At 67.7% G+C, this 26,813-nt stretch carries 26 protein-coding genes and 1 pseudogene; 15 read left to right on the forward strand and 12 right to left on the reverse strand.

Going from position 1 to position 26,813, the window contains the following annotated elements:
• Nucleotides 1-565 (reverse strand): annotated as a pseudogene (locus EJ903_RS24440) (hypothetical protein); the annotation flags it as partial.
• Nucleotides 566-1,025: 460 nt separating this feature from the next.
• Between EJ903_RS24440 and EJ903_RS24445 the strand changes: the two are divergent.
• The 4 genes from EJ903_RS24445 to glyS all read left to right on the forward strand — a co-directional run bounded on the left by EJ903_RS24445 (nucleotide 1,026) and on the right by glyS (nucleotide 4,896).
• Complete coding sequence (locus EJ903_RS24445; RefSeq protein WP_126620422.1) at nucleotides 1,026-1,463, forward strand: hypothetical protein; 438 nt, start codon at nucleotides 1,026-1,028, stop codon at nucleotides 1,461-1,463.
• A 63-nt stretch (nucleotides 1,464-1,526) separates the two neighbouring features.
• Entirely contained in the window at nucleotides 1,527-1,808 is a 282-nt protein-coding gene (locus EJ903_RS24450; protein ID WP_126620424.1) for a hypothetical protein, read from the forward strand.
• A gap of 114 nt (nucleotides 1,809-1,922) precedes the next feature.
• The gene (locus EJ903_RS24455) at nucleotides 1,923-2,804 is read left to right on the forward strand and encodes a glycine--tRNA ligase subunit alpha (RefSeq protein ID WP_126620426.1); all 882 of its coding nucleotides are present in this window, start codon (nucleotides 1,923-1,925) and stop codon (nucleotides 2,802-2,804) included.
• A gap of 4 nt (nucleotides 2,805-2,808) precedes the next feature.
• On the forward strand, nucleotides 2,809-4,896 hold the full coding sequence (gene glyS, locus EJ903_RS24460) for a glycine--tRNA ligase subunit beta (protein ID WP_126620428.1): 2,088 nt from the start codon (nucleotides 2,809-2,811) through the stop codon (nucleotides 4,894-4,896).
• A 63-nt stretch (nucleotides 4,897-4,959) separates the two neighbouring features.
• Here glyS and EJ903_RS24465 read toward each other — a convergent pair whose 3' ends face one another.
• A complete protein-coding gene (locus tag EJ903_RS24465; protein WP_126620430.1) occupies nucleotides 4,960-5,574 on the reverse strand; it encodes a uracil-DNA glycosylase in 615 nt (204 codons plus the stop codon).
• 170 nt (nucleotides 5,575-5,744) lie between these two features.
• Between EJ903_RS24465 and EJ903_RS24470 the strand changes: the two genes are divergently transcribed.
• Nucleotides 5,745-6,104: a 4a-hydroxytetrahydrobiopterin dehydratase gene (locus EJ903_RS24470; RefSeq protein ID WP_246015935.1), complete on the forward strand. Its 360-nt coding sequence runs from the start codon at nucleotides 5,745-5,747 to the stop codon at nucleotides 6,102-6,104.
• 12 nt (nucleotides 6,105-6,116) lie between these two features.
• Here the strand turns inward: EJ903_RS24470 and dgcA are convergent, their stop codons facing one another.
• The 8 genes from dgcA to minC all read right to left on the reverse strand — a co-directional run bounded on the left by dgcA (nucleotide 6,117) and on the right by minC (nucleotide 14,345).
• Nucleotides 6,117-7,139 (reverse strand): N-acetyl-D-Glu racemase DgcA, encoded by a 1,023-nt coding sequence (gene dgcA / locus EJ903_RS24475; RefSeq protein ID WP_126620432.1) that lies wholly within the window; start codon nucleotides 7,137-7,139, stop codon nucleotides 6,117-6,119.
• Between the two features lie 89 nt (nucleotides 7,140-7,228).
• Entirely contained in the window at nucleotides 7,229-8,272 is a 1,044-nt protein-coding gene (locus tag EJ903_RS24480; RefSeq protein ID WP_246015937.1) for a methyl-accepting chemotaxis protein, read from the reverse strand.
• 354 nt (nucleotides 8,273-8,626) lie between these two features.
• Nucleotides 8,627-9,937: a methyl-accepting chemotaxis protein gene (locus tag EJ903_RS28075; RefSeq protein WP_126620434.1), complete on the reverse strand. Its 1,311-nt coding sequence runs from the start codon at nucleotides 9,935-9,937 to the stop codon at nucleotides 8,627-8,629.
• Nucleotides 9,912-10,436, reverse strand: a complete 525-nt coding sequence (locus EJ903_RS24490; RefSeq protein ID WP_126620436.1) for a PAS domain-containing protein — start codon at nucleotides 10,434-10,436, stop codon at nucleotides 9,912-9,914. Before EJ903_RS24490 ends, EJ903_RS28075 begins: the two co-directional genes overlap by 26 nt.
• Before the next feature lie 273 nt (nucleotides 10,437-10,709).
• Complete coding sequence (locus EJ903_RS24495; protein ID WP_126620438.1) at nucleotides 10,710-12,077, reverse strand: FG-GAP-like repeat-containing protein; 1,368 nt, start codon at nucleotides 12,075-12,077, stop codon at nucleotides 10,710-10,712.
• Nucleotides 12,078-12,332: 255 nt separating this feature from the next.
• Nucleotides 12,333-12,695 carry a cell division topological specificity factor MinE gene (minE, locus tag EJ903_RS24500; RefSeq protein WP_246015939.1) on the reverse strand — a complete coding sequence of 121 codons (363 nt, stop codon included), beginning with the start codon at nucleotides 12,693-12,695 and terminating at the stop codon, nucleotides 12,333-12,335.
• Nucleotides 12,692-13,507 carry a septum site-determining protein MinD gene (minD, locus tag EJ903_RS24505; protein WP_126620440.1) on the reverse strand — a complete coding sequence of 272 codons (816 nt, stop codon included), beginning with the start codon at nucleotides 13,505-13,507 and terminating at the stop codon, nucleotides 12,692-12,694. Before minD ends, minE begins: the two co-directional genes overlap by 4 nt.
• Nucleotides 13,508-13,595: 88 nt before the next feature.
• On the reverse strand, nucleotides 13,596-14,345 hold the full coding sequence (gene minC / locus EJ903_RS24510) for a septum site-determining protein MinC (protein ID WP_246015941.1): 750 nt from the start codon (nucleotides 14,343-14,345) through the stop codon (nucleotides 13,596-13,598).
• A gap of 593 nt (nucleotides 14,346-14,938) precedes the next feature.
• Between minC and EJ903_RS24515 the strand changes: the two genes are divergently transcribed.
• Both EJ903_RS24515 and EJ903_RS24520 read left to right on the forward strand, forming a co-directional pair.
• Nucleotides 14,939-15,706 carry a PhoH family protein gene (locus tag EJ903_RS24515; protein ID WP_126620444.1) on the forward strand — a complete coding sequence of 256 codons (768 nt, stop codon included), beginning with the start codon at nucleotides 14,939-14,941 and terminating at the stop codon, nucleotides 15,704-15,706.
• Nucleotides 15,707-15,925: 219 nt separating this feature from the next.
• A complete protein-coding gene (locus EJ903_RS24520) occupies nucleotides 15,926-18,073 on the forward strand; it encodes a bacteriohemerythrin (RefSeq protein WP_246015943.1) in 2,148 nt (715 codons plus the stop codon).
• Between the two features lie 81 nt (nucleotides 18,074-18,154).
• Here EJ903_RS24520 and EJ903_RS24525 read toward each other — a convergent pair whose 3' ends face one another.
• Nucleotides 18,155-19,198 (reverse strand): alpha/beta hydrolase family protein, encoded by a 1,044-nt coding sequence (locus tag EJ903_RS24525; RefSeq protein WP_126620446.1) that lies wholly within the window; start codon nucleotides 19,196-19,198, stop codon nucleotides 18,155-18,157.
• Between the two features lie 175 nt (nucleotides 19,199-19,373).
• Between EJ903_RS24525 and EJ903_RS24530 the strand changes: the two genes are divergently transcribed.
• From EJ903_RS24530 to EJ903_RS24565, 8 genes are all read left to right on the forward strand, one after another.
• Nucleotides 19,374-19,988: an SCO family protein gene (locus tag EJ903_RS24530; RefSeq protein WP_126620448.1), complete on the forward strand. Its 615-nt coding sequence runs from the start codon at nucleotides 19,374-19,376 to the stop codon at nucleotides 19,986-19,988.
• A gap of 254 nt (nucleotides 19,989-20,242) precedes the next feature.
• Nucleotides 20,243-20,608: an AtpZ/AtpI family protein gene (locus EJ903_RS24535; RefSeq protein WP_342772194.1), complete on the forward strand. Its 366-nt coding sequence runs from the start codon at nucleotides 20,243-20,245 to the stop codon at nucleotides 20,606-20,608.
• 12 nt (nucleotides 20,609-20,620) lie between these two features.
• Entirely contained in the window at nucleotides 20,621-21,364 is a 744-nt protein-coding gene (locus EJ903_RS24540; RefSeq protein WP_126620452.1) for a F0F1 ATP synthase subunit A, read from the forward strand.
• 69 nt (nucleotides 21,365-21,433) lie between these two features.
• Complete coding sequence (locus tag EJ903_RS24545) at nucleotides 21,434-21,658, forward strand: ATP synthase subunit C family protein (RefSeq protein ID WP_126620454.1); 225 nt, start codon at nucleotides 21,434-21,436, stop codon at nucleotides 21,656-21,658.
• Between the two features lie 95 nt (nucleotides 21,659-21,753).
• A complete protein-coding gene (locus EJ903_RS24550) occupies nucleotides 21,754-22,401 on the forward strand; it encodes a F0F1 ATP synthase subunit B family protein (protein ID WP_126620456.1) in 648 nt (215 codons plus the stop codon).
• Complete coding sequence (locus EJ903_RS24555) at nucleotides 22,401-22,883, forward strand: F0F1 ATP synthase subunit B (protein WP_126620458.1); 483 nt, start codon at nucleotides 22,401-22,403, stop codon at nucleotides 22,881-22,883. Before EJ903_RS24550 ends, EJ903_RS24555 begins: the two co-directional genes overlap by 1 nt.
• Nucleotides 22,884-23,024: 141 nt before the next feature.
• On the forward strand, nucleotides 23,025-23,804 hold the full coding sequence (locus EJ903_RS24560) for a DODA-type extradiol aromatic ring-opening family dioxygenase (RefSeq protein ID WP_126620460.1): 780 nt from the start codon (nucleotides 23,025-23,027) through the stop codon (nucleotides 23,802-23,804).
• 165 nt (nucleotides 23,805-23,969) lie between these two features.
• Nucleotides 23,970-25,922: a sensor histidine kinase gene (locus EJ903_RS24565; protein WP_246015945.1), complete on the forward strand. Its 1,953-nt coding sequence runs from the start codon at nucleotides 23,970-23,972 to the stop codon at nucleotides 25,920-25,922.
• A gap of 33 nt (nucleotides 25,923-25,955) precedes the next feature.
• On the opposite strand, the gene EJ903_RS24570 is transcribed toward EJ903_RS24565, so the two are convergent.
• Entirely contained in the window at nucleotides 25,956-26,651 is a 696-nt protein-coding gene (locus tag EJ903_RS24570; RefSeq protein ID WP_126620463.1) for a class II aldolase/adducin family protein, read from the reverse strand.
• Nucleotides 26,652-26,813 lie beyond the last annotated feature (162 nt).

Genomic DNA, 26,813 nt, shown 5'->3' on the forward strand with positions numbered 1-26,813 from the left:
CAGCCGCAGGCGTCGAGGCCGCAGGAGCGCCAGACCAGATCGCGCCAGCCGCAGGCGTCGAGGCCGCAGGAGCGCCAGACCAGATCGCACCAGCCGCAGGCGTCGAGGCCGCAGGAGCGCCAGACCAGATCGCGCCAGCCGCAGGCGTCGAGGCCGCAGGAGCGCCAGACCAGATCGCGCCAGCCCAGATCAAGCCGGTCGCCGGAGTCGCGGCTGCAGGCGTCGCCGCTGCCGGAGTCGCAGCGGCGGGAGTGGCCGCCGCAGGAGTGGCCGCAGCCGGAGCGCCAGCCCAGATCAGGCCGGTCGCCGGAGCGCTCGACACCGCCGACGAGGCGACAGCGATCGACTCGACCGCCACACCGGCATCGACACCGGTGGATTCGTCGGTCAGGTTGCGGAACGCATCCGCAGCGGCCCCGCGAACGTCGTCAGCCCCAACCCCGGAAAAACCGTTCTGCTCCAGCAAGGCCCGCTTGCCAAATGCATCCTGCGCGTTCAACTGATCGCGGAAAACGCTGTCGGTGGCGAGTCGCTTGATAAGATTGAGTGCCTGTTCGTTCGCCATTCCTGCCCTCTTGCTCTGGGTGGCCAGATTGATTGCACCAACACGCGCGATGGTACACAGAGCAAGAATGGAAACCAACGCCAAAACATCGCGATTCGCGAATTTCTCTGCCGCCGAAAGTCGCGATAATTGTTACCGCCGAGAAACCAACCCGCCAACGCTTCATTTCCTAAGTTCAGGAACGCGTCATTCATGGAGAAACATGCGTTCCATATTTGTGCAGCGCCGCATCATTGCCCGACTCCAGACGAAGATCTGGCCGTTGATCGGGCAAAAACCCTTGTAGCGTGCAAGAGAAATCGAACCACAACCATTATCTCCACGCATCATCATGGCCTGCCCCGCCCCCACCGCCGTGATAACGATGGGATACGTTTAATTCTGGATCACACGCGCGAATCCCTTCTTATATGAAAGGGAGTTTGGCGCTTCGCGCGGCCACTTCATGGAGATTGGACCAATGATCCGCATCGGCACATCCGCCGCGACCCTGGCCACCCTGGGCGGTGCCATCCTGGCCCTGGGGCTGAGCGCCCCGGCCTTCGCCCAATCCGCCGCCCCGCAACCGGAATGGACCGAACAGGCCAACCAGCGCCCGACCAAGCCGGGGGACGAGGCGCTGTCCGCTGGAACCCTGTCGATCCGCACCGCCACCGTCACGCCGGGAACCATCAGCGTCTATGTCCGCAACGGCTACCCCTTCGGCATCGTGCTGACCCGGGTGGACGCGCTGGAATGCGTGAACATCGTCACCACCGATTGCGGCCTGTTGGGCCAGGACCTGCCAGTCCCGTCGGGTGCGGAGCTGCTGGTCCGCACGGTCCGTCAGGCCGATCCGAGCAAGACCTTCAGCATCACCCCGACCTACAGCTGGCAACCCGCCGTCGCGGCGAAGTAACGACCCCTCCGCGCCCCCGCCGCTGCGGCGCGGCGGGGCGCGGGTCCCAACCGGCGGACCCCCATGCTTTCCTTTTCCAAACTTCTGCTGCTGGCGGTCGTCGTCGGTCTGGTCTGGTTCGGCTGGCGCTGGGTTGCCCGCGTCCAGGCGGTGGGCCGCGCCCGGATGGAGGGTGTCGGCAAACCCGCCCCCAGCCCGAAGCCGGAGCGCGCCAACGCCGCCCCCTTCGCCGCCCGCCCGGTCCCGGCGGCGGAGGATATGGAGAAATGCCCGGAATGCGGGGCCTACGTCGTGCCGCGTTCCGCCGTGTCCTGCGGCCGCCCGGCCTGCCCCTACGGGCGCTGAACCGCCGCCCTTCCCAGGGCCGACGCCCGACGATCCGTTCGGGTCCGTCTTGATTCCGCCGTGGCACCCGCCTATCGTGCTGCGCTTTCAACCCTTTTGCATTGTGGACCGTCCATGGCCTCCCAGAGCGGGACTTCCGCCGAACGCCGCGGCCTGTCGTTTCAGGCTCTGATCCTCACGCTGCACCAATTCTGGTCGGAGCGGGGCTGCGTCATTCTCCAGCCCTACGACATGGAGGTGGGGGCCGGCACCTTCCACCCGGCGACGACCCTGCGCGCGCTTGGTCCCGACGCCTGGAAGGCGGCCTATGTCCAGCCCTCCCGCCGCCCGAAGGATGGGCGTTACGGCGAAAACCCCAACCGGCTTCAGCATTATTACCAGTATCAGGTGATCATGAAGCCGTCGCCCGCCAACGCGCAGGAGCTGTATCTGGACAGCCTGCGCGCCATCGGCATCGACCCGTCCCTGCACGACATCCGCTTTGTCGAGGATGATTGGGAAAGCCCGACGCTCGGGGCCTGGGGCCTGGGGTGGGAGGTGTGGTGCGATGGCATGGAGGTCACGCAATACACCTATTTCCAACAGGTCGGCGGCATCGAATGCGACCCGATCGCGGTCGAGCTGACCTATGGGCTGGAACGGCTGGCCATGTATGTCCAGGGCGTGGAAAACGTCTATGACCTGGATTTCAACGGCCAGGGCGTGAAGTACGGCGACGTCTTCAAGCGCGCCGAGATCGAGTATTCGAAGCACAATTTCGAACACGCCAACACCGACATGCTGCTCCAGCATTTCAAGGACGCCGAGGCCGAGTGTCAGGCGCTGGTCGGCCAGAATCTGGCCCTTCCCGCCTATGACCAGTGCATCAAGGCGTCCCATCTGTTCAACCTGCTGGACGCGCGCGGCGTCATCAGCGTGGTGGAACGCGCCGCCTACATCGGCCGCGTCCGCGCGCTGGCCAAGGCCTGCTGCGAAGCCTGGACGGGGGCGAAGTGAGATCATGACCGAATTTCTGCTCGAATTCTTTTCCGAGGAAATCCCCGCCCGCATGCAGGCGCGGGCCGCCGACGATCTCAAGCGCCTGATGACGGAGGCGCTGGCCGCCAACGGCCTGACCTTCACCAGCGCCACCGCCCATTCCACCCCGCGCCATCTGGCCCTGGTGGTCGATGGCCTGCCCGAGCGCACCGCCGACGTGCGCGAGGAAAAGAAGGGGCCGCGCGTCGGGTCGCCCGAACAGGCGACGGTCGGATTCCTGAAATCCGCCGGGTTGACCAGCCTGGACCAGTGCGAACAGCGCGACACCGGCAAGGGCATCTTCTATTTCGCCGTCACCGAAAAGGCCGGTCGCCCGACCGCCGAGGTGCTGGCGGAGATCATCCCCGGCGTGATGGCCGCCCTGCCCTGGCCCAAATCGATGCGCTGGGGAACCAGCACCGTCCGGTGGGTCCGTCCGCTCCATTCGATCATCGCGCTGTTCGGCGGGACCGTGCTGACCGGGTCCTTTGAGCTGGGCGGCGGGCAGCCGCCGGTCGTGTTCGGCAACAGCACGCGCGGCCACCGCTTCCTCGCCCCCGATGCCTTCACGGTCGAAAATTTCGCCGATTATCAGGCCAAGCTGTTCGCCGCCAAGGTTGTGCTGGACCGCGAGGCCCGCAAGGCCAAGATCAAGGCCGACGCCGAGGCGCTGGCCGCGCGCGAGGGCTTGACCCTGTCGCCCGACGACGCGCTGCTGGAGGAGGTCGCCGGGCTGGTCGAATGGCCGGTCGCGCTGATCGGCAGCATCGACGAAAGCTTCATGGACGTGCCGTCGGAGGTGCTCATCACCTCGATGCGGACGCACCAGAAATACTTCGCCACCCTCGACGCGTCCGGGGCCATGGCCCCGCGCTTCGTCGTGGTCGCCAACACCGAGACGGTCGATGGCGGCAAGGCCATCGTCGCCGGGAACGAGCGCGTGCTGCGCGCCCGCCTGTCCGACGCCAAGTTCTTCTGGGACCAGGACCGCAAGACCAAGCTGGAAAGCCGTCTGCCCGCCCTGGAAAAGATCACCTTCCACGCCAAGCTCGGGACCGTCGCCGAAAAGGTCGCCCGCGTGCAGGCGATCGCCACCGACATCGCCCGGACCATCGGGGCCGACGCCGACGCCGCCAGCCGCGCCGCCCTGCTCTGCAAGGCCGATCTGGTGACGGAGGTGGTGGGCGAGTTCCCCGAGGTGCAGGGGATCATGGGCCGCTATTACGCGCTGGGCCAGGGCGAGAGCACGGACGTGGCCGACGCCATCGCCGCCCATTACAAGCCCGCCGGCCCGTCCGACTCCTGCCCCACCGCCCCGGTGTCCGTCGCCGTCGCGCTGGCCGACAAGATCGACACGCTGGTCGGTTTCTTCGCCATCGACGAAAAGCCGACGGGGTCGAAGGATCCCTACGCCCTGCGCCGCGCCGCGCTGGGCGTGATCCGTCTGGTGCTGGAAAACGGGCTGCGTTTGCCGTTGTCGGCGGTGTTCGCCACCGCGCACGCCGCTTACCGCGTGGCCGGTCTGGCCGAGGCCGGAACCGTCAGCGCCGATCTGACCGCCTTCTTCGCCGACCGCCTGAAGGTGGTGTTGCGCGAACAGGGCGTGCGGCATGATCTGGTGGACGCCGTGTTCGCGCTGGGCGGCGGCGACGACCTCGTCCGACTGCTGGCGCGGGTCAAGGCGTTGCAGGCCTTCGTCGGCTCCGACGAGGGGGCCAACCTGCTGGCCGCCTACAAGCGCGCGTCGAACATCGTCCGCATCGAAGAGAAGAAGGACGGCGTTGCCTTTGACCAGCCGGTCGAGGCCGCCCGTCTGGCCCAGGCGGAGGAACAGGCCCTGTTCGCCGCCCTGAACGCCGCGTCCGACGCCGCCGCCCCGCTGCTGGCGGCGGAGGATTTCACCGGTGCCATGGCCGCGTTGGCCAACCTGCGCGGCCCGGTGGACGCCTTCTTCACCACGGTGACGGTGAACGCCGACGATGCCGCCCTGCGCGTCAACCGCCTGCGCCTGCTGACCCAAATCCGCCAGACGCTGAACGCAGTCGCCGACTTCTCGAAGATCGAAGGCTGATTGAGGGAGGGGGCTTGCGCCCCCTCACCCTCTCCCCAGTGGGGAAAGGGAAACTTTCCCCTCTTACCCCGACGCCAGTTCCCGCGCGCGTTGCAAATCGGCGTGGAACAGCGGCACCTCGTGCCAATTGCCGCGCATCAGATAGCTGGGGTGGAAGGTCGGGATCACCGGGACCGGGCCGGACGGTCCGTCCAGCAAGCGGCAAGGCAACGGCGTGCCGCGCAGGCTGAGAATGCCGTTCTGGCCGGTCAAGGCCCAGGTCGGGGTTCGGCCCACCGCGACGATGACCATGGGGGCAAACCCCGCCAGCGCGTCGCGCAGCGCCTCGATCTCGCCGGAGAAATCGGCCAGCAGCCGGTCGGAACTGCCGAACGCGCCCCACCGCTCGTCCAGCGCCCGCCCCTCGCGCTTGGCGCGGGCGCGCGAGGCGAAGAAATGGCCGACCTTGTTGCCCGGCGGCTGGCGGCGGAAGACGTTGGCGACCAGACAGGCCGACCGCGCGATGCCCACCGCCGCCAGCCCTTCGTCCAGCATCCGCCCGCTGCGCCCGACAAAGGGCATGCCGAGTCGCGCCTCCTCCGCCCCCGGTGCCTCCCCCACCAGCGCGATGCGCGGCCCGTCCTGGGTCGGGCGCTGGTAATCGGCGAAGGGCAACTCGTGCAGGGCGGCGTTGGTCATGGCGGATCCAAAAAGCAGGGCGGGAACGTCGGTTGGGCTGGTTGTCATGGGGTTGTCAGCGGGCGGCGCGGCCCCCACTCTTTGACCCATTGGTTTGCAAGCGCGGGAATCGACGCCCGCCGTGTCTACCCCAACCCGCCCAGCCGCACCACCATCGGAGCATCGCCCCCATGCCCGCCACCCCCATGTCCGCCACCCCCGACGCCGATCTGGCCGCCCTGCGCTGCGAACCCTGCCGGGGCGGCATGCCCGCGCTGACGCCCGACGCGGCGCGCGCGCTGCTGCCGCGCGTGCCGGGCTGGGCGTTGAAGGACGGCCCCGACCGCATCGAGCGATCCTTCGCCTTCCCCGATTTCGCCCAGGCCCAGGCCTTCGCCGTGCGCGTCGGCGATCTGTGCGAGGCCGAGGGGCACCACGCCGAATTGCGCTATGGCTGGGGCTTCTGCGCCGTGTCCTTCTGGACCCACAAGATCAACGGCCTGCACGAGAATGACTTCATCATGGCCGCCAAGGTCAACGGGCTGGCCTGAGCCTCCCCCACCCTACCCCCACAGATCCGGGGTGGGCGGCGACAGCCGCGCGCCGTCATAGGCCAGACCGGGGGCGCGGTCCGTCGCCAGCAGCAAGGGACCATCGAGATCGACGTAGCGCGCGCCCTGCGCGATCAGCACCGCCGGGGCCATGGCGAGCGAGGTGGCGACCATGCAGCCGACCATCACGTCAAAGCCCAGCGCGTCCGCCGCCCGCCGCATCGCCAGCGCTTCGGTCAGGCCGCCGGTCTTGTCCAGCTTGATGTTCACCACCCGATACAGCCCGCGCAGCCGCTCCAGCGACTCCAGCCCGTGACAGGATTCGTCCGCCCCCAGCGGGACCGGACAGGAAACCCCGCGCAGCGCCTCGTCCTGCCCGGCGGGCAAGGGCTGTTCGATCATCTCCACCCCCAGCGCGGCCAGCGCCGGGCCGAAATCGGCGAGTTGGTCGAGCGTCCAGCCTTCGTTGGCGTCCACCACCAGCCGGGCCGCCGGGGCGGCGGCGCGCACCGCCGCCACGCGGTCCAGATCGCCCGCCCCGGTCAGCTTCATTTTCAGCAGCGGGTGGCGGTCGGCCCGCTCGCGCGCCGCCGCCGCCATCGCCGCCGGTTCGTCCACGCTCAGGGTGTAGCAGGTGGTCAGCGGGCCGGGCGGCTGATCGAGACCGGCCAAGCGCCAGACCGGCGCACCGGCCCGTTTGGCTTCCAGATCCCACAAGGCGCAGTCGAGCGCGTTGCGCGCCGCCCCCGGCGGCAGCGCGGCGGCCAACCCGGCACGGTCCAGCCCCGCCGCCACCGCGTCGGCCAGACCCGCCAGCGCGTCCATCACCCCCTCCACGCTTTCGCCATAGCGGGCGTAGGGCACGCATTCGCCCCAGCCGCGATGCGGGCCGTCCGTCACCTCCACCACCACCACGGCGGCCTCGGTCTTGGCCCCGCGCGCGATGCGGAAGGCCCCGCGAATCGGGAAGCGTTCGCAGCGGACGGACAGATGGCGGTTGGACAAAGTGGGGGGCGGCGAATCGGGGATGGGCATCGCGCGGGCGTTCCAGAAACACACAGGGGCCGGGAGTGTATCCCGGCCCCTGCGCAAAGGCGACGCTGTGTGTTCCTTTCCCCGCCGGGTCAGCGATCCTGCACGATCACGCCGTACCAGCCCAACCCCTTGTAGGTTTCATAGCCCGGCGTCAGGGCGTAGCCGATGACGCGGTCGCCATCCAGGTAATGGCCCATCGACCCGGCCCCGCGCCGCAGCGGCAGCGATTCGGTCAGGATGCCCCGCCCGTCCGACGCGGCGATCACCCGGTGCCGGGCGTCGAGCAACAGGCAGCGCGTGCGCTCCCGCTCCGTATCCTCCAGCCGCACGCCCTGGACCACGGCGGCGGCCTGCGGTTCCCAATCAAAGAAGATGCCGAGCACGCCCAGCACCTCCCCCTCGCTTTCGCCGTCGCGGCGGATGGCGGTGGCGTAGGTGGCGACCACGCGGTCGTCCAACAGGCCGTTGCGGGCGACGTCGCCGACGACGAACTCCCCGCCATTCTTGGTCGCCAGCGCCTGCCGGAACCACGCCTCGTTCGCCACATTGGACCCGCGCGCCTGACGGTAGCGGTCGGGGCGGCCGTTGGCGATCACCTCGCCGTTGCGGTCGGCGATCCACAGGTCGAGATAGACGGTGTAGGATTCCAGGATCACGCCCAGCCGGTGCGCGGCGTGGCGGCGCGCCTCCTCCGTCGGATCGACGGCGCAATCGACCACCGCGCTGTCGGTCGCCCACCAGCGCACATCGCACGACCGTTCATACAGATTGCGATCGATGATCTCGATCATGTTCAGCGACAGGTCGGCCAGCCGCTTGCCGTGCATCTCCTGCACCATGGCGCTGCCGGTGGTGGTCAGGTGATCGACGCGGGCGACGATTTCCGACCGCAGTTCCTTGGTGATGCTGTTGACCTGGGTCGAGATCTCCGACACCTCGTTCGCCACCACGGCAAAGCCGCGCCCGGCCTCCCCCGCCCGCGCCGCTTCGATCAGCGCGTTCATCGCCAGCATTTTGGTGCGGCGGGTGATGTCCTCGATCAGCGTCACCTTTTTCGACGCCACATCCAGCACGCCGCGCGACAGCTCGAACAGGTCGGTGCCCGCCATGCTCATCTTCTTGTCCCCCGCCATGACGATCTCGTTCGTTTCCTATCCAATCAAAAGCCGTGCCAAGCGCCCACGGCGGCCCCCACACCCCGCGCAACCCGGCCATTTCTGCGGTGTCACCCCCACCGCAGCGCCCGCGATCGCTCGTCCCACTCAGCTGCTTTCAGCGATAATTTGCCTATTCCTTAGGCTTTTTGGCATCGCACATGACAACAGCCTGTGAACACGGACAGCATGTTTCGGCCATGTAACATATTTTTCGGATCGACACGAAACAAAAAACCCGCGAACCCGGCGTGTGCGTTGCGTTCCTATCGCGTTGCACCATCCGGGATCGCGGGCTTGCTTAAAATTCAGGCAGATGGGGTCGCCTGGCGATCAGGCGGCGCGGCCCATCTCGTCCAGGAAGCGTTGCACCTCCTGCTTCAGCCGGTCGGCCTCCGCCGCCATCCGTTCCGACGCGTCGAACACGGCGTGGGCGGCCCCGCTGGTGCGGCGGGCGGCGTCGGTGACGTCGCGGATGTCGTCGGACACCGCGCGGGTGCCGCTGGCCGCCTGCTCCATGTTGGCGACGATCTCGTGCACCGCCGCGCCCTGCTGCTCGATCCCGGCGCTGATGCCTCCGGCGATGCCGTTGATCGTGTGGATGGTGCGCCCGATGCCAAGGATGGAGTCGACCGCCTGATCGGTGGAGCTTTGGATTCCGGCGATCTGGCTGGCAATATCACCCGTGGCCTTGGCGGTCTGGTCGGCCAGCCGCTTCACCTCGTTGGCGACGACGGCGAAGCCCTTGCCCGCCTCGCCCGCGCGCGCCGCCTCAATCGTCGCGTTCAGCGCCAGCAGGTTGGTTTGGCTGGCGATGTCGTTGATGAGGGTGACGACCTCCCCCACCTTGCGCGCCGCCTCGGCCAGTTGGGCGACCTGGGCGTTGGAACGTTCGGCCTCCCCCGCCGCGCTTTCGGCCACGCGGGCGATCTCCTGCACCTGGCGGGCGATCTCGGCGATGGAGGCGGACAACTCCTCCGTCGCCGCCGCCACGCTGCCGACGTTGGAGCCGGTCTGCGCCGCCGTGGAGGCGACCGACGACGCCTTGGCCGTGGCCTGATCGGCGTCCTGCTCCATGTTGCGGGCCGACACTTCCAACGCGTGCGCGGTGTCGGCCACCTCGGTGCAGACGCTCTTGATCTGCCCTTCGAAACGGGCCGTCACCCCGGCGAATCCGGCCACCTTGCGGGCGATGCTGTCGGTCGCGGCGTTGATGGTGCGTCCGGCCAGCAGGAAGCCGCCCTGCATCCCGCGTTCGACGATGCGGCGGAAATATTTGTGCTCCGACACATGCTTCATCGACGCGGTGGCCTCGCGCACGAACGCGTCGGTGCGGTCGATGGCGTCGTTGGTGGCGTGCATCAGTTCGCCCAGCCCGCCGCCCTCGCGGATGCCGATCACCCGCGCCTCGAAATCGCCGCGCGCGACGGCGCGGTTGACCTCGGCCAACTGCGCCACCGCCGCACCGGCGCGGGTCAGGAACAGCCCAGCCCCGGCCAGCGCCGCCAGCGCGCCGACACCACAGCCCAGGCGCAACGCGCCACCGCCCAGTCCCAGCGCGTCGGCCAGCAGCGGAACCACCGTCAGCCCGGCGGCCAGCGCCGCGCACAGACCCGCCTTAGAGAGAGAAGACGAATTCGTCATACCCGATCCCCTTCTCGGTCAGCAGGCCGACGACGGCGGCGAAGCCCGCCGCCATGCCTTGCTTGCGGTCGGCGTGGCTGTTTTCAATGTCCAGAAGCTGGCGGTAGAGCGGGACCACCTTGTCCACCGCCGACCGGTCCGGCACCCGGCGGGAGGAATGATAGCCGATGATCCGGCCGCTGGCGTCGAAGCTGGGCGTCACATGGGCGAACACCCAATAATGATCGCCGTTGCGCGCCCGGTTGACGACGTAGGCGAAGATTTCCTGCTTGGCCTCCAGCGTGTCCCACAGCAGCTTGAACACGCAGCGCGGCATGGCCGGATGGCGCACGATGGAATGCGGCGCGCCCATCAGCTCCGCCTCGCTGTAGCCCGCCACACGCTGGAACACCCGGTTGGCGTAGGTGATCCGGCCCTTCAGATCGGTCTTGGAGACGATGACTTCGTCCGGGTCGAAAAACCGTTCCACCCCCGTCAGGGGAACATCCTGTCGTGCCATCGTTCCTGCCGATCTCACGGTCCGGCAAAGGGACCGATCGTTGAACGCCGCCCGCACACCCGTGGAACGCCGACGAGCGGCACCGCCCACACGCCATGACCAGCGGAGTTTTTTGTTGCGGTGCACAATTGCTGGGCACCCCGAAACATTTGCAATCTAAAGAGACAGGAGGTTTCAGAAAAGATGAAACTTATTGCTGACCCGAAATAATCGGCGCGCGTTTCTGTCGCGGCTGACACCGAAAGCGGAAACCTGACGGATCACGCCGCCCGTTCATTCCGGCGGGTAGGGAACCGTCAGCACGCGGCCCACCGGCGGGTTTTCCACCTCGACCACCACCCCGTCGGGCCAACGCACCTCGATCCGCTCAACCGTCTGAGCGGTCCCCAAACCGAAATGAGCCACCGGTTCACCCTGGCACAGGTGGCCCGATCCGGCGCAGACAACCCGGCGCTGGCGGCGTCCCTGCGCCACGCAACTGACCACCGCGCCGCGTGCGGGCGCGCCGTGGGCGGTCAGCGGCATCACCCGCAGCCACCCGTGGTGATTGCCCTCCGGTCGGAGGATCGACAGCGGTTGCGCAATCCCGTCACCATGGGCCAGCACCAATTCCAGCCGCCCGTCGCCGTCGATGTCGGCCGCAACCGCCCCGGTGGCGGCCCCCTTCGGCTCCGCCGCGTCGCCCAAGGGCAGCTCGCGCCACGCGTCGTCCCGCCAGCCGAACAGGCGGTTGGGCGCGCCATGGACGTGAAAGAACAGCTCCTCGAATCCGTCATTGTCGAAATCGGCGACCACCACCGTCGCCACCGGCCCCGGCATCGACAGATCGCCGCCCGCCACATCGACGAAGCCACCGCCCGCCCGCTGCTGGAACAGGCGTTGCGCCCCGTCCCACGCGCCGATCACCAGGCTGAACAGACCGGCACCGTCGGCGTCGAGCACCGCCACCGCCCGGCTGGGGTTGCGGGAATCGGCGATCCCCCGCTCCTCCGCCACCTCCTCGAATCCACCATCGCCGAGATTGCGGAACAGCTGATTCGGTCCGCCGTCGTTCAGAACGACCAAATCCATATGGTCGGAGACGATGGGCAGAGCGGTCAGGCCGCGCGCGGCGACGATCACGTCCAGCCCGGCCTCTTCCGCCGCGTCCTCCAGACGACCCCGGCGGTTGAGTTCCAGCAGGCGGAGCGGCCCGCCCTCCGTCGCCACCACGAAGCCATAGCGGCCATGGCCCTGCCGGTCGAGGGCCGCGACCGCCCGCGCCGCCGTGCGGTTGCCCACACTGGCGTTTTCCGGCTGGGCCAGCAGATCGAGCCAACGGTCGCCAAAGCAGGCGAACAGCCGGTCGGCCATGTCCTTCGGCCCGCTCTCGCGGTCGGAATTGACGATGTAGAGTTCCTCGCGCCCGTCGCCGTCGATGTCCCCGGCGGCCAGCCCCACGGCGCAGCCCGCCGGATCGGCGATGACCGGATCGGCCACATCGACCAGATGGGTTCCGTTCCATTTCAGCACGCGGTTGTCGGTGCGGTGCCCGGCGATGACCAGCTCGAACACGCCGTCGCCGTCGAGATCGACCACCGCGACGCCGTTCGACCGGCGCGGCGGGTTGACGGGCAGCAACGACGAGCAGTCGATGAACATCAGACCCCCATTATCCCCGGTGGTGCCGCAACCGCCCGGACCGCCAACCCCGCAACGCAGAGCCTTGTCCCGATTGGCCTTTCACGGCGCGCCTTCTGTAGATACCGCGTCCGGCCCGCCCCGTAAACCCGGACGGAGGGCCAGGGGTCCGCGCGCCGTGTCCGTCCGGACACGGAAAAGCCCCGTGTCCGGACAGCGAAACCGCAGACGAACACGGGGCTTTGCTTGCAAAAGCATCCGACGCGGCGCGCGCGGTCAGTGGCGCTTCTTGTCCTCGCTGCTGGCCAGCGGCGCACCGGCCTTCAGGCCGTCACCACCCGCCTTGGTCTCCGGCTTGCGCACGGCGGCCATCGCGGATTTCAGCTGCTCGCGCGCCGGAAGCTCGATGTTGAGTTCCAGGGTGGAGCAATCGCTGCCGCGATCCAGCTTCACCTCGACCTTGTTCTGGTCGATGTCGATGTATTTGGCGATCACCGCCAACAGCTCCTGTTGGAGCATCGGCAGGTAATCCGGTCCGGCCCGCCCGGCACGCTCGTGCGCCATGACGATTTGCAGACGTTCCTTCGCCTGCACCGCCGATGGCCGGGGTGCCGAACGGAAAAAGCTGAAAATGCTCATGCGCTCCTCCGCAGGAGACGGCTCAACAGGCCCTTCTTCTGAGGCGCCATGAAGCGGTGTTCGATGTCCTCGCCCAGGAAGCGGCCGACCGCGTCGGTGTAGGCCTGCCCGGCGTTGGAGGATTCGTCCAGGATGACCGGCATGCCGACGTTGGAGGCACGCAGCACCGCCTGGCTTTCCGGGATCACGCCCAGCAGCGGGATCGCCAGGATTTCCAGAACGTCGTCCACCTTCAGCATCTCGCCGCGCTCCACCCGTTCCGGGTCGTAGCGGGTCAGCAAAAGCTGCTGCGTCACCGGCTCCAGCCCCTGTTCGGCGCGGCGCGAGCGCGAGGCCAGCACGCCGAGGATGCGGTCGCTGTCGCGCACCGACGACACTTCCGGGTTGGTCACGATGATGGCGTGATCGGCGAAATAGAGCGCCATCAGCGCCCCGCGCTCGATGCCCGCCGGGCTGTCGCACAGGATGTAATCGAAATCCTTGGCCAGCTCGTTCAGCACCCGCTCCACCCCGGCGGAGGTCAGCGCGTCCTTGTCACGGGTCTGCGAGGTCGGCAGCACATAGAGGTTGTCGATGCGCTTGTCCTTGATCAGCGCCTGGCTGAGCTTGGCCTCGCCATTGATGACGTTGATGAAGTCGAAGACGACCCGCCGCTCGCACCCCATCACGAGGTCGAGGTTGCGCAGACCAACGTCGAAATCGATGACAACCGTCTTGAACCCGCGCAGGGCCAACCCGGTGGCGAAGGCAGCGGACGAGGTCGTCTTGCCGACACCGCCCTTGCCAGAGGTCATGACGATGATCTTGCTCAACGGAGCCTCTCCCATAATCCCAAAGTTGCCAACACCAGCATTCCAACACCCCCGAGCCGCCGCAACAGCCCGATCCCTTGCCCGACGATCACACCGATTTCAGCGGTTCCATGCGGAGAACGCCATCGCGCAGGAAAACCTGCACCGGCTTCTTGAAAAAGTCACTGCCTATGTCTTCGCTCACGCGGTAAATCCCCGCGACCGAAACGACCTCGGCCTCCAGGCTGTGGCAGAACACGCGGGCGTTGATGTCGCCCGACACCCCGGCCAACGCCCGCCCGCGCAGCGCTCCATACACATGGATGTTGCCATCCGCCAGCAGTTCCGCCCCCGGCGAGACCGACGCCGCGATGACCAGATCGGTCTTCTCCGCGTAGATCTGCGTGCCGGAACGCACCGGCTCCGTCACGATGATGGCCGGGCGGTGCACCACCTCGACCGTCACCGTGGCCGCCGGGTTGGCCGCGCGGGGGTCCGGCCCCTTGGCGGTCTCCAGCTTGGCGACGCGGCCCGTCGGCATCGGCGTCAGCCCGGCGGTGATCGCCGCCTCCTGCACCGGGCGGGGGCCGCCCTGAAAACCCACCGGCAACAAATGATGCGCGCGAACCTGCGCGATGAAGGCGGACAAATCGAAGACAACCGTGTCCGGCAGCTCCTCGAAATCCAGCACCACCGGGGCGTTGCGGAAGAAATTCGGCGCCTGCCGAATCTTCACGTTCAACTGCGGAAAGAAATCCTGCGAATTCGGGGCGTTGACCTTCAGCACCATCATGGTGAAGGAATTGCCCCGCAATTGGAACGGCATGTCCCGTTCGGCAACCTGATTGGCGCTGCTCACCGCTGACTTCCCGTTTGTTCCTGCCGCCCCGATGACCACAGGGACCATCACGCCGTCCCAGCCGGAGGCATCGAATCCACTGTGGCCTTTTTCTGACTTCTAGCTGTGTGGTGCCCCGTCGTTCAAGGGTTTCCCATCATCGCCGCCACGGTCCGGCCGCAAATCATGTTCACACGCTGGCGGCGGCGCTGGTCCCGCCCATTTCCGCTGCGGCTCCACCCCGGCCGCGCGCGACCACGGCGTGTTGCCCACACCACATCTGGTGTGAATCTTTCGCGACGCGCGCAAATCCGACTGGCGCGCCGCGCCGCACGCGCTCATGCTGCTGTGCAGTGGGTTGTCGCGACGATGTGAAACGTTTGCGAGGGACATTTGATCCTGTGTCCGCCATCCAGAACCGGCCTGCCGCCCCACCCCGCAAGACGGGGTGAACGACGCGTCGGCGCTGCGGCACACGCCTTCCTTCACCGCTCCGCACCCGCCTCCCAACCGTTGCGACGATCAGCGTGCCTCCCGTTTCCGGGGGGCTTTTTTGTGTCTGGACTCTTTGTTGTGCCTGGAATCTGCGCCACCCCCAACCGAGGAGACGCGTCATGGCCAAACGTTCGAGCAAGACCCTTCCCAGCGGCGTGACCACCGCGCGGGACGGTTCCACCGTTCTGTCCCTGTTTCCCAACCGATCCGGCTGGGATCCGCTGGGCGGCTCATCCAACGGCGGAGCCGAACGGCGCGATCAAAGCTATCTGCGCACCGTCAAGCCGCAGAACACGAACCAGAAGGCGCTGATGGACGCCATCGCCGCGCATCATCTCGTCGTCGCCATCGGCCCGGCGGGGACCGGCAAGACCTACCTCGCCGTCTCGGCGGCGGTGGATGCCCTGGAACGCGGGCAGGTGGACCGCATCGTGCTGTCCCGCCCGGCGCTGGAGGCCGGGGAAAGCATCGGCTTCCTGCCCGGCGACCTGCACGAGAAGATGGCTCCCTTCCTGCGCCCGCTGACCGACGCGCTGTCGGAACGCATGGGGGCCAAGCGCCTGCGGGCGCTGATGGCCGACGGGACCATCGAGGTCGCCCCCATCGGCTACATGCGCGGGCGCACCCTGAACAACGCCTTTGTCGTGATCGACGAGGCGCAGAACTGCACCTACGCCCAGATCAAGATGCTGCTGACCCGGCTGGGCTGGCATTCCACCATGGTGTTGACCGGCGACCCGGATCAGACCGACCTGCTCGACCATCTGTCCGGCCTGTCCGACATCGCCCAACGGCTTGATGCGGTGGATGGAATCGCCGTCGTCCGCCTGACCGAGGGCGACATCGTCCGTCACCCGCTGGTCGCCAGCATGCTGACCGTGCTGTAAGGACACCTCCGGCGCGGCGGTGGAGGTGACCTTCGGTCAACGCCGCCGTCGCCGCAGGCGACCTCTCTGGCCGCACCCTGCCCGCAACACCCTATTCACCCGATCAGGAAAGCCTTGCTGCGTCAATCGGACCGGTTGACGGCCCGCCATGATAGCGGTGACAACGCCATCGCTTTTTTTCGTGTGCATGGCATTGCCGCAACCGGAGGTCTGTCCGTCGTGTTCGAGCGCTTCAGCATCAAGGCGAAAATCGGGGTGATTCTGGCCGCCGCCGGGGTTGGGTTGGTTTTGGTTGGCATCATCAGCTTGTTGGGTTTGCGCGGCGCGATGATGACCGACCGCCAGGACAAGACCCGCACGGTGGTGGAGGTCGCGCACACCCTGATCGGCCATTACGAGGCGCAGGAGCGCAACGGAACCCTGACGCGCGATGCCGCCCAGGCCGCCGCCAAGGCGGCGCTGCGTGCGTTGCGCCACGATGGATCGGAGTATTTCTTCCTGACCGACCTGTCGTCGCGCATGATCATGCACCCGATCAAGCCGGACCTGGAAGGGAAGGACATGGCGCAAACCACCGACCCGAAGGGCAAGAACCTGTTCCTGGAATTCAACCGGGTGGTCAAGACGAACGGGTCGGGCTTCGTTGACTACCTGTGGCCCAAGCCGGGTTTCGCCGACCCGGTTCCCAAACTGTCCTATGTGATGGGCTTTGCCCCCTGGGGCTGGATCATCGGATCGGGCATCTACATCGACGATGTGGACGCCGCTTTCCAGGACGCCGCCCTGCGTTTGGGAGCCATCGGTCTGCTGATCGCCGTGGCGGCCACCATGACCGCCTATCTGGTCAGCCGGGCCATCACCGGCCCGCTCGACGGCATGGGCCGGGTGATGCAGGCCTTGGCCGATGGCGACAGCGCGGTGACGGTCCCTGGCACCGCCCGCCGCGATGAAATCGGCGGCATGGCCCGCACGGTCGAGGTGTTCCGGGTCCAGCAGATCGATCTCGCCCGGCATTGGGAACGCCAACAGATCGAGATGCGCGTCACCGAACAGCGCGCCCGCGCGCTGAAGCGCCTGACCGACCGGTTCGACGCCACCATCGCCGACACCATCCGGGCGGTGAGCGGTGCGGTGTCCACGCTGGACAGCACCGCCCGCGCCCTGTCGGCCACCGCCGACCGCAACCGGCAGGAAGCCACCTCCGTCGCCACCGCCTCGCAACAGGCCTCCCACAGCGTCCAGACGGTGGCGGCGGCGGCCGAGGAATTGACCGGCGCCATCGCGGTGATCGGCGATCAGGTCGTGACCTCGTCGGCGATCTCAAACGAGGCCGTCGCTGCGTCGCAGCGGGCGGGATCGCAGATCGACGGGCTGGGCAATGCCGCGCAGAAGATTGGCGAGGTGGCGGACCTGATCGCCGGAATCGCCAGCCAGACCAATTTGCTGGCGCTCAACGCCACCATCGAGGCCGCGCGCGCCGGAGAGGCCGGCAAGGGCTTCGCCGTGGTCGCGGGCGAGGTCAAGACGCTGGCCGGGCAGACCGCCAAGGCCACCGAGGAGATCGGCCAGCACATCGCCCAGGTGCAGGAGGCGACGCGCACCGCCGTGGACGCGATCCGCGACATCGGGCGCATCGTGGCCCGCAGCGACGAAATCGGTGCCTCCATCGCCAGCGCCGTCCAGCAGCAAGGGGCGGCGACCAGCGAAATCGCCCGCAGCGCCTCCGACGCCGCGCACGGCACCCGTCAGGTCTCCGACAGCATCGGCGCGGTGTCCGACGCCGCGCAGGACACCGAACGGTCGGCGGGCGCGCTGCTGGGCGCGGCGGGCGGCTTGTCCGAACAGGCCGACGCGCTGCGCCGCATGGTGGACGCCTTTCTGATCAACGTTGAAGCCATCAACGCCGCGCCGCTGACCACCCTGCACACCGGCCACAGCGCCGAAAGCGCGCCGGTGTTCATGGCCTGGACCGACGCGTTGGCCGTGGGCGACGATGGCATCGACACCGACCACATGATCCTGATTGCCCTGCTGAACGAGGCCGCCGCCCACGCCGCCGCACCCGGCGACCGCGACCGGTTGGCCGCCGCCGTCACCCGGCTGCTGGCCTACACCGGTCAGCACTTCGAGCAGGAGGAACGGGTGATGGAGCGCAGCGGCTACCCCGACCGCGTCGCCCACAAGGCCGAACACGACGCCCTGCGCCAGCGCGCCACCGCCTTGAAGCAGCGCCTGGACTCCGGTGAAACCGCCGTGGGGGACGATCTGCTGGCGCTGGTCCGCGACTGGCTGTTCGGGCACATCGAGAAGGCGGACAAGCGCATCGGCGCGCATCTGACGGCCTCCGGCCTCCGCAAGGCGGCCTGACCATCCGGCCGGAGCCGGTTGGATCGGAGCCAACCGGGGGGGACCGCTTGACGGACGGCGATGGGCGAAGGATGGGCGGCGTCAGGGCGTGGTGGAAAACCCGCGCAGCAGCGCCGCCGCGATCATCGCGGCAAGCCGGTTGTGGATGTCCTCGCGCCGCTGCCCGCCGCTGTCCTGGCAAATGGCCTCGTCCTCGCCCTCGGTGCGCAGGATCAACCCCGCGCGCGGCGTGCACAGGCCAAAGGACGAAAAGGACGCAACCCCCGGCACGCGGATGTAGCGCGCCACCGGGGTGATCGCCCCCATATAGGCGGATTCCAGCCAAGCGGGCGTTTCCCCGCGCGCGCCCAGGTTGATGATGGTCGTCGTCACCGCCGTTTCCGCCAACCCGTCCAGCGAATAGGCCGCGCTGATTTCGGGATCGACCGCCACGACGGTGCGCACGCGCGGGTCGCGATGGTCGCGCGCCAACGGGGCGGTGTCCACCTTCCGCAGATCGACGCCCGCCCGGGTGAACCACGCGCAATCCGGCCCGCCGACCGGGGTGTCGCACAGCCGCCGGAAACGCTCGGGATCCAGGCGCGCGCCCCCCACCGCCAGGGCCGAGGTTCCGCCGAGGAAAAAGCCCAGCGCCGCCACCTTGTCCAGATCGGCGTAGGGGCGCAGCGACGGGTCGCTTTCCACCGCCGTCAACGCCGCCGACAGATCGCGCGGGCGCAGACCGATTTCGGCCACCCCCCGCGTCGCGTCGGTGGCGGTCAGCGGCGGCGGTTGGATCGCCGCGACAATGTAGCCACGTTCGGCCAGCCGCGAGCCGATCCAGGCCGACTGGTGCGGCGCGGAGCGCAAGCCGCCATGGGCGATCAGCACCACGGGGAACACCCCTTCCGCCATCGCCGCGTCGCGCAGGGCCGACACCCCGGCGAACACCGGGTTTGCCCCGAAACGCTCCGGCCGTCCACCGCTGCCCGCCGGGTACCACAGGGTCAGACCGACCGACGCCCCACGCTCCGGCGGGGTGATCGTCATGGTCCGCACCCCGATCGCGTCGGACGCGCGCGCAACAGCCCCACCGAACGCGATGGACAGAAGCGCCAGACCACCCAGGAGAACGCCCGACCGCATGAGACCTCAACGCTGATGAGAAAAACGTGCGCAACCGGGTCATTGGTAGCCGCGCAACGAACACCCGGCAAGAGCCACAGCAATCCTTCTCTGCACGCACACTCCTTTTTTCAACCCGGTTCACGCCGTCTGCCCCCTTGACCTCGCGGGCGGACAGGCTCATTCCTCACCGATCATGAAGGCTCGTCTCCTGCGCATCGCCGCCGCGTCCGCCATTGCCATCGCCGTGTCCGCCGGAATCGCCTGGTGGCAGGTGAACAACGCCTCCTCGACGGTGCAAAGCGCGACCAAGTCCGCCGTGCCCATCGGCGGCCCCTTCACCATGACCGATCACACCGGCAAGACCGTGACCGACGCGGATTACCGGGGCAAATATCTGCTGATCTATTTCGGCTACACCTATTGCCCCGACGTCTGCCCGACGGAGCTGGGGGTCATGGCCAAGGCGCTCGATCTGCTGGGCCGCCAGGCCGACAAGGTGCAGCCCCTGTTCATCTCCGTGGATCCGGAGCGCGACACTGTGGCGCACCTGAAGGACTATGTCGCCCTGTTCCACCCTGCCCTTGTCGGCCTGACCGGCAACGCCGATCAGGTGCGGAGCACCGCGCGCGCCTACCGCGTCTACTACGCCAAGGCCCCGCAGAAGGACGGAAAGCCGGAGGACTATCTGATGGATCACTCCAGCTTCATCTACCTGATGGGGCCGGATGGCGGATTCGTCGGTGTTTATCCGGCGGGGACCACCGCCGACCGCATCGCCCAGGATCTGGGCACGCGGATCGCGGGCTGAGCCATGACGCTCCTTCCCCAACCGGTTGGGACGCGCGCCAAACCCCGCTTTTCCGGTCCTACCACTGGGTTTTTTCACGCCGCGCGGCGAGACAACACGCCGCAGTGCGGCATAAACCGCGACCGCCGTAAAAATTACCTTTGTTTTCAACATCTTGCGAGGCGGGTTTTGCGACTTGACAGGGGTGCGCCCCGCCCGTATGGTCTCGCCGCTTTCGTATGGCTGCGGGCCGACGGGACCGGAGAGGCGCTGTGATGAACACCACCCCTCCAAACCCATTGGATGAGCTTGACGCCCGATTGCGCAAGGCGCGTGCTGCACAGCGCGGTTGGTCTGGCGGACCCGGTAGCAAATACCACCGCCCACCCAACGGCCCGCTGGAGACCGCGTGGCGCATCGGGACCGAGCTGGTGGCGGCCATGATCGTCGGCGTCGGTGGCGGGCTTCTGCTCGACCGCTGGCTCGGCACCGCGCCCTGGGGACTGATCGTCATGTTCTTCTTCGGGGCGGCGGCGGGAGTGCTGAATGTCTACCGGGCCGTTATGGGTCTCGGCATCGCCGCCGGCTACGGCCGGCCCACTGGGGACGACAACGAGCGCCAAGACGGCGACGCACACTGAGCGAGGACGACCTTGGATCCGCTTCACCAGTTCCAAATCAACCCGTTGTTCCAGATCGTGCTCGGCGGTTACGACGTGTCGTTCACGAACTCCGCCTTGTTCATGGTCGTGTCGGTGGCGCTGATCTACGCGCTGCTGGTCGTCGGCATGGCGAACAAGTCGATGGTTCCCGGCCGTCTGCAGTCGCTGGCCGAGATGGCCTATGAATTCGTCGCCGGTCTGGTGCGTGACAACGCCGGGCACGACGCCAAGCCTTACTTCCCCTTCGTGTTCTCGGTCTTCATGTTCGTGCTGGTCGGCAACATGATCGGCATGATCCCCTACACCTTCACGTTCACCAGCCACATCATCGTCACCTTCGCGCTGGCGGCGACCGTGTTCGTGTTCGTGACGATCCTGGCCCTGCTCAAGCACGGCCTGCACTTCTTCTCCTTCTTCATGCCGCACGGCGCTCCGGTGGCGCTCGCTCCGATCCTCATCCCGATCGAAGTGATCTCCTACGTGATGCGCCCCGTCAGCCTCTCGATCCGACTGTTCGCCAACATGATGGCCGGTCACACGATGCTGAAGGTGTTTGCGGGCTTCACGGTTCTGATGATCAGCGGCCTTGGCGCGCTGGGTTTCGTCACCGGCCTCGTCCCCCTGGCCATCAACATCGCGTTGACCGGCTTCGAGTTCCTGGTTGCGTTCCTGCAAGCCTACGTCTTCTCGATCCTGACCTGCCTGTACATCCGCGACGCGCTGGAACTGCACTGATCCCAACGCAAGCCAGCCTGTCTTCTTTCCGTTCCATTGAGTTCACACTTACCTAGAGGAATGAGTACCATGGAAGCTGAAGCCGCCAAGTTCATCGGTGCCGGTCTGGCCGTTATCGCCCTCGCCGGCGTCGGCCTGGGTATCGGCAACATCTTCTCGACGCTCATCAGCTCGATCGCCCGCAACCCGGCCGTCCAGCCGAAGGTTTTCCCGGTCGGCATTCTGGGCTTCGCTCTGACGGAAGCCGTCGCGCTGTTCGCCCTGCTGATCGCCTTCCTGATCCTGTTCGCCTAAGGCCAGAGCGGCTCTTTACAATTCAACGCTCTGATGCGGCACCGGGCTTCCTTCGGGACGTTTCGGTGCCGCTCCTTTGCCTAGGGGGACCGATCATGCCGAACCTGTTGGCCAAAGGCCGGCTGGCCCGCTGGTCGGGTGTTGCGGGCGTCTCGCTCGTCACGCTCACCACGATGGCTGGCACTGTCCTGGCGGCTGCGGCGGAGCACGCTCCGAACGCGGCGCACGGCGGCGAGCACGCTTCCGGCGGCCTGCCGCAGCTCAATCCCGCCAATTTCCCGACCCAGATTTTCTGGTTGGCGCTGACCTTCGGCGTTCTCTATTACCTCATGTCCAAAAAGGCGCTTCCGCGCGTGGCCGAGGTGTTGGAGGCGCGGCAAGAGCGCATTTCGCGTGACCTCGCCAAGGCCGCCCAGTTGAAGGAAGAGGCCGAAGCCGTTCTGGCGCAGGTCGAACAGTCCCTCGCCGGTGCCCGTGCCGAGGCGCTGACCCTCATCGGTCAGACCAGCGCGGAGATCGAGTCGAACACCCAATCCCGGCAAGCGGCGCTCACCGCCGATCTCGCCGCCCGTCTGACCGCCGCCGAAGCGTCCATCGCCTCGGCCAAGGACCAGGCCATCGCCAACATCCGCACCACGTCGGCGGACATCGCCCGCGACATCGCCAGCCGTCTGGCGGGGGTCGAGGTTGACGCCGCCCAGGCTGAAGCCGCCGTGGCCGCCGTGATCGAGGAGCGTCGGTGATGTTCAACAAGCCTGAATTCTGGGTCGCCGTCTCCTTCGTCATTTTCGTGGCTCTGGTGTGGAAGAAGGCGTCGGCGGCGATCACCGCCGTGCTCGACTCCCGCGCCGCCAAGATCCGCGCCGAACTGGACGAGGCGGAGCGCCTGCACAAGGACGCGCTCGCCCTGCTCAGCGGCTATCAACGCCGTCAGGCCGACGCGCTGAAGGAAGCGGAAGCGATCCTGGCCCACGCCCGCGAAGAAGCGGCCCGTCTGCGCGCGCAGGCCGGTGCCGATCTCGACGCGTCGCTGAAGCGCCGTGAAACCCAGGCGATGACCCGCATCGCCCAGGCCGAAGCCGCTGCGGTGGCTGAGGTGCGCAACCTGACCGTCGATGTCGCCATCGGGGCCAGCCGCCGCATCCTGACCAGCGGCGTGCAGGCCGCCCAGGCCGACCAGCTGATCGAGCAGTCGATCGCTGAGCTGCCCAAGCACCTGCATTGATCGTTTGCGCCTGAAGATTACCGGAGTCGTCGCCATCTTTGTTGCGGCTCCTGGAACAGACTTTCGGAAAACCCCGGCCTAGCGGCTGGGGTTTTTCTTTGGTCCAATGACCTCCTGCCCACTCGGTTGGAGTTCGTTCCGATGCCCGCCTTCCCGTCCGTCTTCGTCTCCCACGGCGCACCGACGCTGATTTTGGAAAACAGCCCCGGCCGCGCCTTCCTCGCCGGTCTGGGGGAGCGACTCGGACGGCCCAGCGCCATCCTGGCGGTGTCGGCTCACTGGACCACCCGCCGCCCCGCCGTCAGCACCGCCGCCGCGCCCGAGACGGTGCATGATTTCTACGGCTTCCCCGACGCGCTGTACCGCCTGCGCTACCCGGCCCCCGGGGCCACCGCCCTGGCCGAACGGGTGGCCGGGCTGATCGGCGGCGTTGCCGACCCGACCCAGGGACTCGATCATGGGGCCTGGGTTCCGCTGAAGCTCATGTACCCGGACGCCGACATCCCGGTGGCGCAGGTGGCGGTTCAGCCGGGCCGCAGCGCGGCCGACCACATCGCCATGGGCCGCCAGCTCGCCGCCTTGCGCCACGAGGGCGTGCTGATCCTCGGCAGCGGCGGGGCCGTGCACAATCTGCGGGAGTTCCAGTTCGGCGGCGTCGGTGTGGCGCGCTGGGCCAGCGACTTCGCCAATTGGCTCGACAGCACCCTGTCGGCCGGAGACGCCGAGGCCCTGGCCAATTGGCAGAGCCGCAGCCCGGACGCCCGCCGCGCCCACCCCACCGACGAGCATTTCCTGCCGCTGCCGGTCGCCTTTGGAGCCGCCGGGGAGGAGGTTCGGGCCGAGCGGCTGCACGCGGGCTTCGAGCATGGCAGCATCGGCATGCAGGCCTATGCCTTTTCCAGCCCGACCGACGGCGATTGACCGCCACTTGGCTGTTTGCGGGACGGGCGCGCCAAGCTACAATCCGCGCGCCCGGCGTGTGAACGCCGTCGCAATCCGGCCTTGGCAGCGCGTGCGGGAGTTGGTGTGAAGCGGAGCGGCATTCTGTCCCGGAGCGGCGGCCCGCCCCGACCCCGCGCGACGACCATGGCCTCCCGCCTGTCGGTCGGCTTTGGCGTGGCTTTGGCCCTGGTCCTTGTGTTGGCCGTGGTCGGTTTGGGCTGGTTTTACGCCATCAGCCGCGACGTTGGCGCCTTTTCCAACAGCGCCGACATCGCCCAGACGGCGGCGGACGCTGACATTGCCCTGCGCGATCTCGAAGTGTCGGTGCGCGACCACCTGACCTACGGCGACGGCCAAAGCCTGCTCGACGCCACGCTGCGCCACGACAGCCTCAACGACCGGCTGGCCAGCCTGACCAAGGCCGCCTCCGATCCCGCCGACCGCGCCGCGTTGGTGCGGGCCACCGGCTCGCTCACCGACTATTGGGGGGCAGTGCAACGCGTGATCGCCCTGCGCGAGGACCGCAGCACCCGCATCATCACCACGCTGGAACCGCTGGTCAGCCAGACCCGCGAGAAGCTCGGCCTGCTGAAGAACGCGGGCGGGGTCGATTCCACCGCGCTGGCCAGCGACGCCGCCATCGCCGTCCTGCTGATGCAGGAGCATCTGTCCCGCTTCGTCGAACGGCGCGATCCGCAGGACGCCGACGCGATGAAGGCGCAGTTGGCCGCCGCCCGCAACAAGCTGACCGAGATGAACCGCTATCTGTGGGTCCCCGGCACCCGGCAGATCATCGGCGAGGTCGGCGAGCTTCTGGCCAAGGCCGACGAGAACATCGCCCGCGTGGAGGCGACCGTCACCGAAGAGGACAATCTGCGCGCCGACTCCATGGCTCCCAACGCCGCCGGCATCGCCGCCAACATCGGCGAGGTGCGCCGCCGCGCCGACCATGGGGCCGATGGCTTGCGCAACGCCCTGGCCGTCGGCATGTCCGGTTACACCAAGGTCGCCACCGCCATCGGTGCCGCCGTTCTGCTGGTCGGGCTTCTGGCGGTCTGGTGGATCCAACGCAGCGTCTCCCGCCCGGTGTCGGTGATGGCCGACGCCGTGTCGGCGCTGGCCAGCGGCCAAACCAACATTCCCCTGCCCGTCCTGCACCGGGACGACGAGGTTGCCACGCTGGCCCGCGCTGTCCAACGCCTGCGCGCCAATCTGGAATCGACCGAACGCGAGCGGCAGGAGGCCGACGGCCAGATCAGCCAACTGCTGCGCGACAAGGCCCGCGCCGAGAACCTCAACGAGGCCAAGACCGATTTCCTGGTCAACATGGGACAGCAGCTTCACGCCCCGCTGTCCGACATCATCCAATCCAGCCAGGCGTTGATGGGCGAGTTGCACCGCAAGGGCGTGACCGAACTGGCCGCCGATGTGGAGCAGATCCAGTGGACCGGCGAGCAACTGGTCGGGCTGGTCGACTCTCTGCTGGACTACGCCAAGATCGAGGCCGGGGCGATGGATGTCTGCCTTCAGGATTTCGACGTCAACCGTCTGTTGGTCGAACTGCGCGAACGCAGCCTGCCCGCCGCCGATCTGCACGGCAACAGCCTGGAGATCGCCGCCCCCGCCGGGCTGGGGACCATGCATTCGGACTTCACCAAGGTGCGCCAGGCCCTGCTCAACCTGCTCGACAACGCCTGCAAATTCACCCAGGGCGGGGCCGTGCTGCTGTCCGCCGAATCGCTGGAGCGCGAGGGCGTCCCCAGTGTCCGCTTCACCGTGACCGACAGCGGGCGGGGCTTCCCCAGCGTCCAGACCGGTCGCCTGTTCCAACCCTTTGTTCAAGGCGGGACAGCTCCAACCACCGGCAAACGGCGCGGGGCCGGGTTGGGCCTGACCCTGGTCGGGCATTACACCGCCATGCTGGGCGGTGACATCGAGGTGGCCAGCGAACCGGGTCAAGGGACCCGCATCGCGCTGACCCTGCCCACCGTGTATCAGCCGCCGACCGATCATCAACCGCCGCCGCTGGACACCGAGGCCCCCCGGTCGCGGCTGCGGGTCGCCACCTACAAGCCGATGGCGCAGTTGACGCCGTAACGGCGTGACGGAAAGGATGTGCCGGAACGGCGATCACCCGCGCGGGCGGGCGGTGTCCTCCGGCGCGTCGCGGTCGTCCAGCGGTTGGCCGTACTTCATTCGCCGCATTTTCTCCGCCACGCGGGCGATCTCATCGGGCGGCAGGATCACCGGCTCACCCAATTGCTGGGCCAGCAGATATTGCCGGGCCAGCGTTTCAACCTCCACCGCCAGCGCCAGCGCCGCTTTGACGCTGCCGCCCAGCACGATCATGCCGTGGTTGGCCAGCAGGCAGGCCAGTCGCCCATCCAGCGCCGCCAGCGCGTGGTCGGACAGGTCCTGCGTGCCGAAGGTGGCGTAGGGCGCGCAACGGATCGAATCGCCACCCGCCAGTGCCACCATGTAATGGAAGCTGGGAATGCCCCGGCCATGCACCGCCAGCGCGGTGGCGTGCACGGCGTGGGTGTGCAGCACCACGTTCACATCGGGCCGCGCCCGCAGAATGTCGCGGTGGAACCGCCATTCCGACGAGGGTCGCCGGGCACCGACATAGGTGCCGTCAAAGCCCATCTCGACGACGTCGTCCGGCGTCATCTCGTCATAAGGCAAACTGGTCGGGGTGACGAGAAAGCCCTCCCCCACCCGGATCGACAGATTGCCCGACGAGCCTTGATTGATTCCCAACCGGTTCATCGCCAGACAACCGTCAATGATGGCGCGGCGTTCGGTGGGGTGTGACGGGCTGCTCATCCGGTCGGCTCCTCGCTGGGTCGGACCGTCAACGAGCCAGAAGCGGGCAATGGCGTCAAGAGGCCGTCGCCCCGCCCCCAGGGCTATCGCATTTGGCCGAGGATGGCTCTGGCGTATTCGTCGGACCAACCTGCCCGCTTTCGCCTGGCTCGGATTGAGTCG

The sequence above is a fragment of the Azospirillum griseum genome (assembly GCF_003966125.1).
In the GTDB taxonomy this organism is placed as follows: Bacteria; Pseudomonadota; Alphaproteobacteria; order Azospirillales; family Azospirillaceae; genus Azospirillum; species Azospirillum griseum.

Excerpts from the sequence above, each read along its gene's own strand:
- EJ903_RS24550 (WP_126620456.1), top strand. The coding sequence starts at position 21,754 with ATGCCGAACCTGTTGGCCAAAGGCCGGCTGGCCCGCTGGTCGGGTGTT.
- EJ903_RS24535 (WP_342772194.1), top strand. The coding sequence starts at position 20,243 with ATGAACACCACCCCTCCAAACCCATTGGATGAGCTTGACGCCCGATTG.
- EJ903_RS24530 (WP_126620448.1), top strand. The coding sequence starts at position 19,374 with ATGAAGGCTCGTCTCCTGCGCATCGCCGCCGCGTCCGCCATTGCCATC.
- EJ903_RS24570 (WP_126620463.1), bottom strand. The coding sequence starts at position 26,651 with ATGAGCAGCCCGTCACACCCCACCGAACGCCGCGCCATCATTGACGGT.
- minE (WP_246015939.1), bottom strand. The coding sequence starts at position 12,695 with ATGAGCATTTTCAGCTTTTTCCGTTCGGCACCCCGGCCATCGGCGGTG.
- EJ903_RS28075 (WP_126620434.1), bottom strand. The coding sequence starts at position 9,937 with ATGACGAATTCGTCTTCTCTCTCTAAGGCGGGTCTGTGCGCGGCGCTG.
- EJ903_RS24515 (WP_126620444.1), top strand. The coding sequence starts at position 14,939 with ATGGCCAAACGTTCGAGCAAGACCCTTCCCAGCGGCGTGACCACCGCG.
- EJ903_RS24545 (WP_126620454.1), top strand. The coding sequence starts at position 21,434 with ATGGAAGCTGAAGCCGCCAAGTTCATCGGTGCCGGTCTGGCCGTTATC.
- EJ903_RS24495 (WP_126620438.1), bottom strand. The coding sequence starts at position 12,077 with ATGTTCATCGACTGCTCGTCGTTGCTGCCCGTCAACCCGCCGCGCCGG.
- EJ903_RS24525 (WP_126620446.1), bottom strand. The coding sequence starts at position 19,198 with ATGCGGTCGGGCGTTCTCCTGGGTGGTCTGGCGCTTCTGTCCATCGCG.
- EJ903_RS24480 (WP_246015937.1), bottom strand. The coding sequence starts at position 8,272 with ATGGCGGGGGACAAGAAGATGAGCATGGCGGGCACCGACCTGTTCGAG.
- EJ903_RS24560 (WP_126620460.1), top strand. The coding sequence starts at position 23,025 with ATGCCCGCCTTCCCGTCCGTCTTCGTCTCCCACGGCGCACCGACGCTG.
- EJ903_RS24555 (WP_126620458.1), top strand. The coding sequence starts at position 22,401 with ATGTTCAACAAGCCTGAATTCTGGGTCGCCGTCTCCTTCGTCATTTTC.
- EJ903_RS24465 (WP_126620430.1), bottom strand. The coding sequence starts at position 5,574 with ATGACCAACGCCGCCCTGCACGAGTTGCCCTTCGCCGATTACCAGCGC.
- EJ903_RS24565 (WP_246015945.1), top strand. The coding sequence starts at position 23,970 with ATGGCCTCCCGCCTGTCGGTCGGCTTTGGCGTGGCTTTGGCCCTGGTC.
- EJ903_RS24470 (WP_246015935.1), top strand. The coding sequence starts at position 5,745 with ATGCCCGCCACCCCCATGTCCGCCACCCCCGACGCCGATCTGGCCGCC.
- EJ903_RS24445 (WP_126620422.1), top strand. The coding sequence starts at position 1,026 with ATGATCCGCATCGGCACATCCGCCGCGACCCTGGCCACCCTGGGCGGT.
- EJ903_RS24455 (WP_126620426.1), top strand. The coding sequence starts at position 1,923 with ATGGCCTCCCAGAGCGGGACTTCCGCCGAACGCCGCGGCCTGTCGTTT.
- dgcA (WP_126620432.1), bottom strand. The coding sequence starts at position 7,139 with ATGCCCATCCCCGATTCGCCGCCCCCCACTTTGTCCAACCGCCATCTG.
- glyS (WP_126620428.1), top strand. The coding sequence starts at position 2,809 with ATGACCGAATTTCTGCTCGAATTCTTTTCCGAGGAAATCCCCGCCCGC.
- EJ903_RS24450 (WP_126620424.1), top strand. The coding sequence starts at position 1,527 with ATGCTTTCCTTTTCCAAACTTCTGCTGCTGGCGGTCGTCGTCGGTCTG.
- EJ903_RS24490 (WP_126620436.1), bottom strand. The coding sequence starts at position 10,436 with ATGGCACGACAGGATGTTCCCCTGACGGGGGTGGAACGGTTTTTCGAC.